Source organism: Mesorhizobium sp. M0437 (assembly GCF_040321335.1).
Taxonomy (GTDB): Bacteria; Pseudomonadota; Alphaproteobacteria; order Rhizobiales; family Rhizobiaceae; genus Mesorhizobium.
Map to the genome: position 1 here is coordinate 271,440 of NZ_JAMYRK010000001.1, position 11,494 is coordinate 282,933.

At 63.5% G+C, this 11,494-nt stretch carries 13 protein-coding genes; 4 read left to right on the plus strand and 9 right to left on the minus strand.

Going from position 1 to position 11,494, the window contains the following annotated elements; translation table 11 throughout:
* Nucleotide 1 precedes the first annotated feature (1 nt).
* Genes NKI72_RS01170 through NKI72_RS01180 form a run of 3 tightly spaced genes read left to right on the plus strand, consistent with a single transcriptional unit; the run spans nt 2 to nt 2,626 of the window.
* Complete coding sequence (locus NKI72_RS01170) at nt 2–919, plus strand: ABC transporter permease subunit (RefSeq protein WP_352849807.1); 918 nt, start codon at nt 2–4, stop codon at nt 917–919.
* A 4-nt stretch (nt 920–923) separates the two neighbouring features.
* Nucleotides 924–1,799 (plus strand): ABC transporter ATP-binding protein, encoded by an 876-nt coding sequence (locus NKI72_RS01175; RefSeq protein ID WP_023676824.1) that lies wholly within the window; start codon nt 924–926, stop codon nt 1,797–1,799.
* The gene (locus tag NKI72_RS01180; protein ID WP_352448539.1) at nt 1,796–2,626 is read left to right on the plus strand and encodes a dipeptide ABC transporter ATP-binding protein; all 831 of its coding nucleotides are present in this window, start codon (nt 1,796–1,798) and stop codon (nt 2,624–2,626) included. Before NKI72_RS01175 ends, NKI72_RS01180 begins: the two co-directional genes overlap by 4 nt.
* A 22-nt stretch (nt 2,627–2,648) precedes the next feature.
* Here NKI72_RS01180 and NKI72_RS01185 read toward each other — a convergent pair whose 3' ends face one another.
* The gene (locus tag NKI72_RS01185) at nt 2,649–3,569 is read right to left on the minus strand and encodes a LysR family transcriptional regulator (protein WP_352849808.1); all 921 of its coding nucleotides are present in this window, start codon (nt 3,567–3,569) and stop codon (nt 2,649–2,651) included.
* 93 nt (nt 3,570–3,662) lie between these two features.
* Here NKI72_RS01185 and NKI72_RS01190 point away from each other — a divergent pair, with 93 nt between their 5' ends.
* Complete coding sequence (locus NKI72_RS01190; RefSeq protein WP_352540503.1) at nt 3,663–4,535, plus strand: NAD(P)H-dependent oxidoreductase; 873 nt, start codon at nt 3,663–3,665, stop codon at nt 4,533–4,535.
* On the opposite strand, the gene NKI72_RS01195 is transcribed toward NKI72_RS01190, so the two are convergent.
* From NKI72_RS01195 to NKI72_RS01230, 8 genes are all read right to left on the minus strand, one after another.
* Nucleotides 4,466–5,758: a cysteine desulfurase-like protein gene (locus tag NKI72_RS01195; RefSeq protein ID WP_352813746.1), complete on the minus strand. Its 1,293-nt coding sequence runs from the start codon at nt 5,756–5,758 to the stop codon at nt 4,466–4,468. The genes NKI72_RS01190 and NKI72_RS01195 overlap by 70 nt on opposite strands.
* Nucleotides 5,759–5,787: 29 nt before the next feature.
* Entirely contained in the window at nt 5,788–6,462 is a 675-nt protein-coding gene (locus NKI72_RS01200) for an amino acid ABC transporter permease (RefSeq protein ID WP_352540469.1), read from the minus strand.
* 109 nt (nt 6,463–6,571) lie between these two features.
* Nucleotides 6,572–7,363 (minus strand): ABC transporter substrate-binding protein, encoded by a 792-nt coding sequence (locus NKI72_RS01205; protein ID WP_352813744.1) that lies wholly within the window; start codon nt 7,361–7,363, stop codon nt 6,572–6,574.
* A 178-nt stretch (nt 7,364–7,541) separates the two neighbouring features.
* Nucleotides 7,542–7,937, minus strand: a complete 396-nt coding sequence (locus NKI72_RS01210; RefSeq protein WP_352813742.1) for a RidA family protein — start codon at nt 7,935–7,937, stop codon at nt 7,542–7,544.
* Between the two features lie 71 nt (nt 7,938–8,008).
* Nucleotides 8,009–9,157, minus strand: a complete 1,149-nt coding sequence (locus NKI72_RS01215) for an acyl-CoA dehydrogenase family protein (protein WP_352813741.1) — start codon at nt 9,155–9,157, stop codon at nt 8,009–8,011.
* 224 nt (nt 9,158–9,381) lie between these two features.
* Entirely contained in the window at nt 9,382–10,194 is an 813-nt protein-coding gene (locus NKI72_RS01220; protein ID WP_352830392.1) for an enoyl-CoA hydratase family protein, read from the minus strand.
* Nucleotides 10,191–10,661: a MarR family winged helix-turn-helix transcriptional regulator gene (locus NKI72_RS01225; protein WP_023676834.1), complete on the minus strand. Its 471-nt coding sequence runs from the start codon at nt 10,659–10,661 to the stop codon at nt 10,191–10,193. Before NKI72_RS01225 ends, NKI72_RS01220 begins: the two co-directional genes overlap by 4 nt.
* Nucleotides 10,655–11,428, minus strand: a complete 774-nt coding sequence (locus tag NKI72_RS01230) for an SDR family NAD(P)-dependent oxidoreductase (RefSeq protein WP_352849809.1) — start codon at nt 11,426–11,428, stop codon at nt 10,655–10,657. The genes NKI72_RS01225 and NKI72_RS01230 overlap by 7 nt, the downstream gene beginning before the upstream one ends.
* Nucleotides 11,429–11,494: the final 66 nt, after the last annotated feature.

Genomic DNA, 11,494 nt, shown 5'->3' on the forward strand with positions numbered 1-11,494 from the left:
GATGACCGACGAATCCGCCGCCGAAGCTACCGCCGCCTCCATCCCGACAGGCGGCAGGCAACGGGCTTTCGCCGAGTTCTGGCACTACTTCGCGATGAACACCGGCGCGGTCATCGGCCTTGTCGCGTTTTCGGCGCTGGTGCTGGTGGCGATCTTTGCGCCGTTCGTCGCCCCACATTCGCCCGACGAGCAGTTTCGCGATGCGCTGCTGGCACCCCCTGCCTGGCAGGAAGGCGGCAAATCGATGTTCCTGCTCGGCACCGACGCGGTCGGCCGCGACATGCTTTCACGGTTGATCTTCGGGGCGCGTTTCTCGCTGTTCATCGGTCTGGTGGTCGTTGTCTTCTCGCTCACCAGCGGCATCGTGCTTGGCGTGCTCGCCGGCTATTTCCGTGGCTGGGTCGACACTCTGATCATGCGCATCATGGATATCATCCTGGCCTTCCCGTCGCTGCTTCTGGCGCTGGTGCTGGTGGCGATCCTCGGCCCGGGCCTGTTCAATGCCATGCTGGCGATCGCGCTGGTGCTGCAGCCGCATTTCGCGCGCCTCACCCGCGCCGCCGTGATGGCCGAAAAGAACCGCGAATATGTCATCTCCGCCAAGGTGGCTGGTGCCGGTCATCTTCGCTTGATGGTGAGGACGATCCTGCCGAACTGCCTGGCACCGCTGATCGTGCAGGCGACGTTGTCCTTCTCCAACGCTATTCTCGAGGCTGCGGCGCTCGGCTTCCTCGGTGTCGGTGCGCAGCCGCCGACGCCGGAATGGGGCACGATGCTCGCCTCGGCGCGCGAGTTCATCCTGCGCGCGCCTTGGGTGGTGACCTTCCCCGGCCTTGCCATCCTGATCACTGTGCTTGCCATCAATCTGATCGGCGACGGCTTGCGCGATGCCTTCGATCCCAAGCTGAAGAGGTCATAATCCAATGCCTCTTCTCGAGATCAAGAACCTGACCGTTTCCTTCGACACCGCCGCTGGACCATTCATGGCGGTACAAGGCATCGACCTGTCGGTCGAACCGCGCGAGGTGCTGGCGATCGTCGGCGAATCCGGTTCGGGCAAGTCGGTGGCGATGCTGGCGGTGATGGGGCTTTTGCCCAACACCGCGACGGTGAGGGCCGACCGCATGGCCTTCGACGGCATCGACCTGCTCAAGCTCGGCCCATCCGAGCGGCGCAAGATCGTCGGCAAGGACATTTCGATGATCTTCCAGGAGCCGGTCGCCAGCCTCAACCCGTGCTTCACCGTCGGCTTCCAGATCGAGGAGGTGCTGCGCTTCCATATGGGCATGGACCGCGCCCAGCGCCGGGCGCGTGCCATCGAATTGATGAAGTTGGTCGGCATCGCCGACCCCGAGGAACGGCTGGGCTCCTTCCCGCACCAGATGTCGGGTGGTCAGTGTCAGCGCGTCATGATCGCCATCGCCATCGCCTGCAATCCCAAGCTTTTGATCGCCGACGAGCCAACCACGGCGCTCGATGTCACCATCCAGAAGCAGATCCTCGATCTGCTGGTCGGCCTGCAGGCCAAATATGGCATGGGCCTGATCATGATCACCCACAATATGGGGGTGGTTGCCGAGACCGCCGACCGTGTCATCGTCCAGTACAAGGGCCGCAAGATGGAAGAGGCCGACGTGCTGTCGCTGTTCGAGTCCCCCAAGAGCAACTACACGCGCGCGCTCCTGTCGGCGCTGCCCGAAAATGCCGTCGGCGACCGGTTGCCTACTGTTTCCGACATGCTGTTTGAGCCGGCCCCATCTGTAGTCGCAGCCCGGTCCGCAGGAGGAACCGCCTCATGAGCGTGACGGTAGTCGAAGGCAAGAACATCGTGCGCGACTATCATGTCGGTGGCGGGCTTTTCCGCCCCTCCCGTACGGTTCATGCGGTCAAGGGTGTTTCGTTCAGCGTCGACAAGGGCAAGACGCTGGCCATCGTCGGCGAGAGCGGCTGCGGCAAGTCAACACTCGCCCGCATCATCACCCTGATCGACCCGGCGACCTCCGGCGAGCTTTTCATCGACGGCAAGAAGGTAGACATCGGCAGGAACGGCCTGTCGAAGGAAATGCGCCGCAAGGTCCAGATCGTCTTCCAAAACCCTTATGGTTCGCTCAATCCACGCCAGAAGATCGGCGACGTGCTTGCCGAGCCGCTGCTCATCAACACCGACAGCACGGCCGACGAGCGGCGCGATCTTGCCATGAAGATGCTAAAGAAGGTCGGTCTCGGCCCCGAGCACTTTAATCGCTACCCGCATATGTTTTCGGGCGGCCAGCGCCAGCGGATCGCCATCGCCCGCGCGCTGATGCTCAACCCCAGCCTTCTGGTGCTGGACGAGCCGGTCTCGGCACTTGATCTTTCGGTGCAGGCGCAGGTGCTGAACCTGCTCGCCGACCTGCAGGACGAGTTTCAGCTAACCTATGTTTTCATCAGCCACGACCTGTCGGTGGTGCGGTACATCGCCGACGACGTGATGGTAATGTATTTCGGCGAAGCGGTCGAATACGGCTCGCGCGACGAGGTCTTCGCCGACCCCAAACACAGCTACACCAGGACGCTGTTCGCGGCGACGCCACGTGCCGACGTTGCCAGCATCAAGGCACGTTTGGCGAAGAAGAAGGCCGCCTGATCCGGCGAGGTTTGCCGGCCGGCTACCGCTTCTCGATCCCCGGAATGTCGGAGATCTGCTCGGCGAGAAAGTCGACCAGCAGCCGCACCCGGGCAATGCCCGCACGCTCCGGAACGATCAGCATGCTCAGCGGGACGGGAGGCGGAAAATAGCCCGGCAGGACCACTTCCAGGCGGCCGGCCGCCAGGAGATCGTCGACAAGCCAATGGTGGGCGGGTGCGATACCGCGTCCGGCGACAATGGCTTCGCGCGCGGCAAGCCCATGGTCGACGCGAAATCGACCGCCAAAGGGCACCGCAAAGCGTTTGCCGACCGGCCCCTGCAGGGCGAGTGTGTCGCTTCCCGCGATGTTCGACATCCGGATGCCTTCATGGCCAGGCAGATCCTGCGGGACAGCCGGTCTGCCCCGCGCCGCCAGATAGGCCGGCGCCGCCACCAGCAGACGCCGGGATTGCCCGAGCGCCCGCAGTTTCATTGAGCTGTCGGTGAGCGGACCCAGGCGAAGCGCGATGTCGACGCCCTCCCGCACAAGGTCGATGCGCTCGTCGGTGAGGCTAAGATCGATGCCGATATCGCGATAGCGATCCTGAAAGGCGAAGATCAGCCGGCTGACGTGCAAGACCCCGAGCGCCGCCGTGCAGGATATCCGGATCGTGCCGACCGACGCGCCGGGCGTGCCCCGCGCCTCATCGCCGGCCTGCTCAACGAGGCGCAGGACCTGGACGCTGTCGCCATAGTAACGGCTGCCTTCATCGGTCATCGTCACACGCCGGGTGGTCCTGCTGAGCAAGGGCACTCCGACGGCCTCCTCGAGTTCTCGCAAATGCCGTGTGACCGTCGACTGCCCAACTCCGAGCTCGCGCGCCACCGCCGAGAGGCTGCCGCGCTCGGCGACGCGAACGAAGGTGCGCATGCGCTCGAGAGTGACGTCCGATCTATCCATTATTCGGCATTATCTTATACATTTCCTACATATAGTGGATCATCCCGCGGCTCGCTACCTTTGGTGTCTATCGTCCTTCTTCGGAGTAGACCCATGAAAGTCCTGCTTGTTTTTGCTCATCCTGAACCGCGTTCGCTCAACGGCGCGCTGCGTGACGTCGCCATCAGGGAACTCGAGGCCCAAGGCCACGAGGTGCGGGTGTCGGACCTCTATGCCGACGGCTGGAAAGCCGAGGTGGACCGTGCCGACTTTCCGTCGTGGCCGCCCGAAGCACGCTTCCTGCCGGCCGGCGCCTCCAAAAAGGCTTTTGCGACCAACACTCTGACCGATGACGTCAAAGCCGAGATCGACAAACTGCTATGGGCCGACACCCTGATCCTCCAGTTCCCGCTGTGGTGGTACGCCATGCCGGCGATCCTCAAGGGCTGGGTCGATCGCGTGTACGCCTACGGCTTCGCCTATGGCGTTGGCGAGCACAGCGACAAGCGGTGGGGTGACCGCTTTGGTGAGGGAACGCTCGCCGGCAAACGCGCAATGCTGATCGTGACCGCAGGCGGCTGGGAAGAGCATTACTCCGCCCGCGGCGTCAACGGCCCGATCGACGACCTGCTGTTCCCGATCAATCACGGGATTCTATACTATCCGGGCTACGACGTGCTTCCGCCGTTCGTGGTTTACAGGGTGGACCGTTTCGGGGAGGCGGATTTCGAGCCTGTCGCGGAGCGACTGCGCGAAAGGATGCGAACGCTCGAGACAATCCGGCCCATTCGTTATCGGCAGCAGAATGGCGGCGATTACTTGATCCCAAGCATGCAATTGCGCCCCGGCTTGGAGAACCCGGGTGCGACCGCCTTTGCGCTTCACGAGGATCGCGCCGGCGCCGCCGCCCACTCCGATCAGGACAGCCGGGCGATGATGGTGCGCAGCGCCTCGCCGAAGCGCCGGACTTCCTCGATCGTATTGTAATGCACCAGCGAGGCGCGCACGGCGCCACTGTCCATGCTGAGGTTGAGCCGCTTCATCAGGCGCGGCGCATACATGTGGCCGTCGCGAATGCCGATCTGCATCTCGGCCATTTCCTCGACGATCCTCTGCGGCGACAGCGTGTCGACATTGAAGCAGAAGGTCGGCACGCGCTCGCTGAGGCGTGCCTCGTCGGCCACGCCGTAGATCGTCGCGCCGCAATCTTTGAGCACCGCCAGCATTTCGCGCGCCAGCACCTGTTCGTAGTCGCGGATGGCATTCATGCCGGCGACGATGTTGTCGCGGCGCGACCGGTTATTCTCGGACAAGAAATTGCGGCCGACCGATTCGAGGTAGCGCACCGCGGCATCCATGCCGGAGACGTTCTCGTAGATGAACGTGCCGGCTTCGATTTTGTGGGGCGGCTCGTCGGGGATGAAATCCTCGCGGAAGGTCGGCAGGCGCTTCAGTGTTTCGAAGCGGCCCCACAGGAAGCCCATATGCGGCGAGAAATTCTTGTAGCCGGAGCAGACCAGATAGTCGCAATCCCAGGCCTGCACATCGATCAGCCCGTGCGGCCCGTAATGCACGCAGTCGAGGAACACTTCGGCGCCTGCCGCATGCGCAATCGCAGCCACGGAGGCAACGTCGACAATCGAGCCGATCGAATGGGCCGTGACCGTGCAGGCGACGAGCCGGGTGCGCTCTGAGACCAGCGGGCGCAAATCGTCGACATGCAGATTGCCGTCGTCGCGCATCCGCCACCATTTGAACTTGGCCCCGGCGGGCGCCAGCGCCAGCCACGTCGCGATATTGGCGTCGTGATCCATGTCGGTGATGACGATCTCGTCACGCTCCCCGTTTGGGCGCTCGGAAAGCATCTGGCCGATGCCGAGGCTGACCAGGCGGATGAACGAAGTGGCGTTCATGCCGAAACAGATCTCCGCCGGGTTGGTGGCGTTGATCAGCAAGGCCACGCTTTCGCGAGCGCCGGCGACGGCTTGGTCGACGGTGACGCTGCGGCCATAGCGGCCGCCGCGCTGCACATTATGCGCGACCAAATGGTTGGTGACCGCATCGAGCACGCTTTGCGGGATCTGCGCGCCGGCTGCATTGTCCATGAAGACGAAGTCCCCGGCTTGCTGCAAGGCGGGAAACATGGCGCGGATCGTCTCGACTGGGAAAGCTGCGGCATCGCCGGTTTTCGAAATCTGATGCTGGTTCAAGGTCGTCTCCTGCGAAGTGCGCTGACAGATTAGCGGGTCTTTTCGGTTTGAAAGCGGCGTTCAAGGAGGCTGACGAAACGGACCATCGGCCAGAGAAAGATGAGATAGACCAGCGCCGCGCCGATCAGCGGTGAAGGATTGGCATAGAGCGATTGCGCGTTGGTCGCTTCTTTCAGCAGTTCGGGCAGCGCCACGGTGGAAGCGAGCGAAGTATCCTTGAACATCGAAACGCAATTGCTGGTCATTGGCGGAATGACGACGCGGATCGCCTGCGGCAGCACTACCTTGCGCAAGGTCAGCAAGAACGGCAGGCCGAGCGCCTGCGCCGCCTCGAACTGGCCGCGCGGAATGCTCTCTATACCGGAGCGGAACACCTCGGCCGAATAGGCCGCCATGATGATGGCGAAGGCCATCACCGCGGACGTCCACGATGACAGGCGAATGCCGAGGAACGGCAGCGCATAGTAGATCAGGATCAGCACGACCAGCACCGGCATCGCCCGGAAAATGTCAATGTAGCCGACAGCCAGCAGCCGAAGCGGCTTTGGCGCATAGAGCCGCACCAGGCTGATCGCGAGGCCGACGGGAATACCGATGCCGATGCTCATGATTCCGAGCAGCAGGGTGTTCAGGAAGCCGCGCAACAGCGCCGGCAGGCTGGAGACCATGACGTCGGCGTTGAAGAAGGTGTCCAGCAGCGACATCGCAGCATTTCCGAAACGTTTGGCGTCCCGCGACGCTCGAGCCCGAGCCCGAAATCCGAAATCGTGCCGGCATCGAAAGCCGGCACGACATTTAAGCGTGAACTGCCGCTCAGGCCCTCGGCATAGGAGTTTCCTTGACGGTCGAGGAATCGGCAGGTGCGTCGCTGCCGAACCACTTCTTGTGGATCGCGGCCAGCGTGCCGTCCTTCTTCATCGCGGTCAGCGCGTCGTTCAGCTTGCCGAGCAGCGGGTGGTCCTTGGTCATCATCAGACCGTACTGCTCGCCGGTCTTGATGCGCTCTTTTACGGCGAGATCCTTCATCCTGGTGAAAGAATATTCCAGGCCCGGAATATCGCTGACCGCCGCATCGACGCGGCCGGAGCTGAGATCGAGCAGCAAGTTCTGCTGCGTGTCGTAGCCCTTGACGTCACTGAACCCGTCCGCTTCCTGGTGGGCCTTGACCCAGGCTTCGCCGGTCGAGCCGGACAGCACGCCGACGATCTTGCCCTTGAGGTCGGCCTCGGCCTTGATCGGGCTGTCGGCCTTCGCGGCGATGCCCATGTCGGAATCATAGTAGGGCTGCGTGAACGACTGAGACTTCAGCCGCTCCGGCGTGATGGTGATCGACGAGATGGCGACGTCGATGCGCTTCGAGGTGGTGGCGGCGAACAGCGCCTGGAAACCGAGATCGGCGATATCAGTGGTCATGCCGATACGCTTTGCCGCCTCATTGATGATGTCGACTTCGAAACCCTCGAACGTGCCGCTCTCGTTCTTGTATTCAAAAGGCGGATTGGTCGGATAGGCGCCGACATTCAGCGTGCCTTCGGCGTAGGCCGGGCCGCCGGCGATGCCGATGGCAGCAGCAAGAAGCAGCAGGTTGCGACGGGTGAAGTTCATTTTCGTTCCCTCTGGTTGTGATCGGACGGGTTTGGCCCCGCACGGTTTTGATGCGTCAAGTGACGGGACTGCCGGAAAGCCCTCCCGGCACGGCAGTCGCAAGACATCGAATGCTATCCAAAGTACCGCGCTTTTCAAGGCGAAAGTTTTAAGCTTAAAAAATTGCCGCGTGTTGCCGTCACTCCGGAATAACCGCTGTGGCCTGGATCTCAACCTTGGCGCGATCCTCGACCAGCGCCATCACCTGCATGGCGGCCATCGCCGGAAAATGCCGGCCGATCACCTCGCGATAGACCTCGCCGATCCCCTTGAGATTGGCCAAATATTCCGCCTTGTCGGTAAAGTACCAGGTCATCGAGGTGATATGTTGCGGCTTGGCGTCGGCCTCGGCGAGCACAGCAACAATATTGGCCAGCGTCTGCCGCACCTGGCCGACAAGATCATCGGTCTCGAAGAGGCCCTGTCCGTTCCAGCCGACCTGCCCGCCGACGAAGACAAGCTGCCCACGCGCGGCGACGCCATTGGCGTAGCCGACGGGTTTCGCCCAGCCTTCCGGCTGCAGGATGGTGTGCATGTCAAAACCTCCCAATGCTCAAATCCGGTCGCTCAAAACTCGAAGACAATAATTTCACGCAAACTCCCGTCTCAGGCCGCTCCCATCACTTGCCGTGCAATCACCACCTTCTGCACATCGGACGCTCCCTCGTAGATGCGCAGCGCCCGGATCTCGCGATACAGGCTTTCGACGATATGGCCCTTGCGGACGCCGTCGCCGCCATGCAGCTGCACAGCCCTGTCGATCACCTCCTGCGCTTTGTCGGTAGCGAACAGCTTGGCCATGGCGGCTTCGCGGGTAACCCGAGCCGCGCCCATGTCCTTGGTCCAGGCGGCACGATAGACCAGCAACGCGGCGGCATCGACATCCAGCGCCATGTCGGCGATGTGGCCCTGCACCATCTGCAGCTCGGCCATCGGCGCACCGAACAGCCTGCGCTCGGCCACTCTTGTGATGCTTTCGTCCAGCGCGCGCCGGGCAAAGCCGAGCGCCGCTGCGCCGACGGTCGAACGGAACACGTCGAGCACGGACATGGCGATGCGAAAACCGTCCCCGGGTCTGCCGATCAGCGCCGAGGCTGGAATGCGTGCATTGTCGAAGGACAGCCGGGCGAGCGGGTGCGGCGCAATCACCTCCAGCCGCTCGGCAACGATCAGCCTCTCGGTTTCGGAAGGCACGACAAAGGCGGAAAGCCCCTTGGCGCCGGGCGCCTCGCCGGTACGGGCAAAGACAACATAAAAGTCAGCGATACCGCCGTTGGAGATCCAGGTCTTTTCGCCGGATAGGAGATAGCTGTCGCCGTCACGCGCGGCGGTCATTTCCATATTGGCGACGTCCGAGCCCGAGCGCGGCTCCGACAGCGCGAAAGCCGAAATCGCCTTGCCGGCCCGTGTCTTCGCCAGCCAGCTCTGCTGGTCGGGCGAGCCGAACAGGCTGAGCGCGCCAGTGCCGAGCCCTTGCATGGCGAAGGCGAAATCGGCCAGCCCATCATGCCGGGCCAGCGTCTCGCGCGTGAGGCAGAGCGTGCGCACGTCGAGTGCTGCAGGGTTGTCGGTGTCGAGGGCCGTCGGCTTCAGCCAGCCGTCCTTACCGAGCTTGGCCACCAGCTCGCGGCAGGCGGCGTCGACATCGTCATGCGCGACCGGCAGGTTCTTGGCGCACCATGCCTCCAGCCGCTCCGCCAGATCGCGGTGGCGATCCTCGAAGAACGGCCAGGAGAGGAAGGAACGGTCAGGCATTGCTGCCTCCACAATTCTCCGGCCCTGGCGCTCCACGGCGCCCCCCTCTGTCCTGCTGGACATCTCCCCCTCTAGGGGGGAGATTCGCGGCTTCGCTGCCACGGCTCTCCCTGCGATGTTGGAGATTGGCGAAAGCGGGCCTGATATCCAATCTCCCCCCTTGAGGGGGAGATGGCCGGCAGGCCAGAGGGGGGTGCTGTCCCGCCAGCGTGGAAGCGATCATCTCAATTTCCCTCGAACACCGGCTTCTCCTTAGCCACGAAAGCCGTGTACGCCCGCTCGAAATCGCGGGTCTGCATGCAGATCGCCTGCGCCTGTGCTTCCGCTTCGATCGCCTGGTCGAGACCCATCGACCATTCCTGGTTCAGCTGCGTCTTGGTCATGCCATGGGCGAAGGTCGGGCCGGAAACGATGCGCGCGGCCATGTCGAGCGCGTCGGCCTCAAGCGTTGCGGCATCGACCAGCCGGTTGTAGAAGCCCCAGCGCTCGCCTTCCTCGGCACTCATCGTGCGGCCGGTATAGAGCAGCTCGGCGGCGCGGCCCTGGCCAATGATGCGCGGCAGGATCGCGCAGGCCCCCATGTCGCAGCCGGCAAGGCCGACGCGGGTGAACAGGAATGCTGTCTTGGCCTGGGGCGTGGCGATGCGGATATCGGAGGCCATGGCGATAATCGCGCCGGCGCCGACCGCCACGCCATCGACCGCCGCAATAATCGGCTTGCCGCAATTCAGCATCGCCTTGACGAAATCGCCCGTCATGCGGGTGAAGGCGAGCAGCGCCTTCATGTCCATCTTGACCAGTGGGCCGATGATTTCGTGGACATCGCCGCCCGAGCAGAAATTGCCGCCATTGGGCAGGACCACCACAGCATCGACATCATCGGCGTAGACAAGGTCGCGAAATATGTCGCGCAATTCGGCATAACTGTCGAAAGTCAGCGGGTTCTTGCGCTCCGGTCGATCGAGCCGGATCTTTGCGATCTTGCCTTCGACCTGCCAGTGGAAATGCTTCGGCTTGCGGCCGGCCAGCTTCGTCATTCCCGTCCCTCCCAATTGCTGCGGAAGGAGGTCAGCATGCCGGTCAGCCGGCGCGCCTCATCCTCGCTCACATTGCCCAGCAACTCGCCGACCCATTTCTCATGCGCGGCGGCGATCACGGCGAAAATCTTCGATCCCTCTTCCGTCAGCCGCACCATCGAGGTGCGGCGGTCGCCATTGCGTCGGGCCCGCATCACCAACCCTTCCGAGACCAGCCGGTCGATGATGCCGGTGACATTGCCGTTGGACACCAGCAGGAAGCGCGAAAGATCGCTCATCAGCATGCCCTCCGGCGCGCGGTAGAGCGCGGCCATCACGTCGAAGCGCGGCAGCGTTGTGTTGAACTCTTGCCGCAGTCGTTCGCGCAGCTCGGCCTCGATGGTGCGCGAGGCGCGCAGCAGGCGTATCCACAGCCGCAGGCGGTCCTTGCCGGGTCCGGACGGGGCGGGCAGGGGACCGGCTACCATGTCTCACCTCCGGAGATCGAAATCGTCTGTCCGGTAATCGACCGGGCGGCGTCGCCACACAGATAAAGTACCGCGGCCGCAATTTCTTCCGGCTGGATGAAGCGGCCTTGCGGGTTGGTCGCGGCTAGGCTCGTCCGTGCCTGCTCGGACGAGCGGCCGGTCGTTTGGACGATGCGTTGGACGGTGCTCTCCAGCATCTCGGTTTCGACAAACCCTGGGCACACGGCATTCACTGTTATGCCGGACTTGGCGGTCTCGACGGCGAGTGCCCGCATCAGGCCGACGACGCCATGCTTGGCGGCAACGTACGCTGCGACATAGGGATAGCCTTTCAGTCCGGCGGTGGAAGCGACGAAGATGATACGGCCAGTCTTGCGCACTGCCATGCCGGCCAACGCCGGCTTCACCGTCAGGAACGCACCGGTCAAGTTGACGTCGAGCGTGCGCTGCCAGTCTGCCAGCGAGGTCCGCTGCGCCGGGGCACTGCCGGACATGCCGGCATTGGCAACGACGATGTCGAACGCTCCGCGTGCCGCTTCCGCGGCCTCGTAGAGCGACGCCATCGACGTCTCGTCGGTGACGTCGGCGGCAATGGCGAAGATGGACTTGTTCTCCGCGGCAACCTCGGCAAGCGGCTCCACGCGCCGGCCGCAGATGGTCACGTCAATGCCCGCGCCGGCCAGCGCCAGCGCGATCGCGCGGCCGACGCCGGAGCCGCCGCCGGTGACCAGCGCATGACGCCGCGAAATCTTCCCCGCGGCACTCAAATTTTCACGCCCGCTGCCGCTCCGCTTTCGGCAAGCCGGTAGAGCGGGTCGCGGCCGGGCAGATAG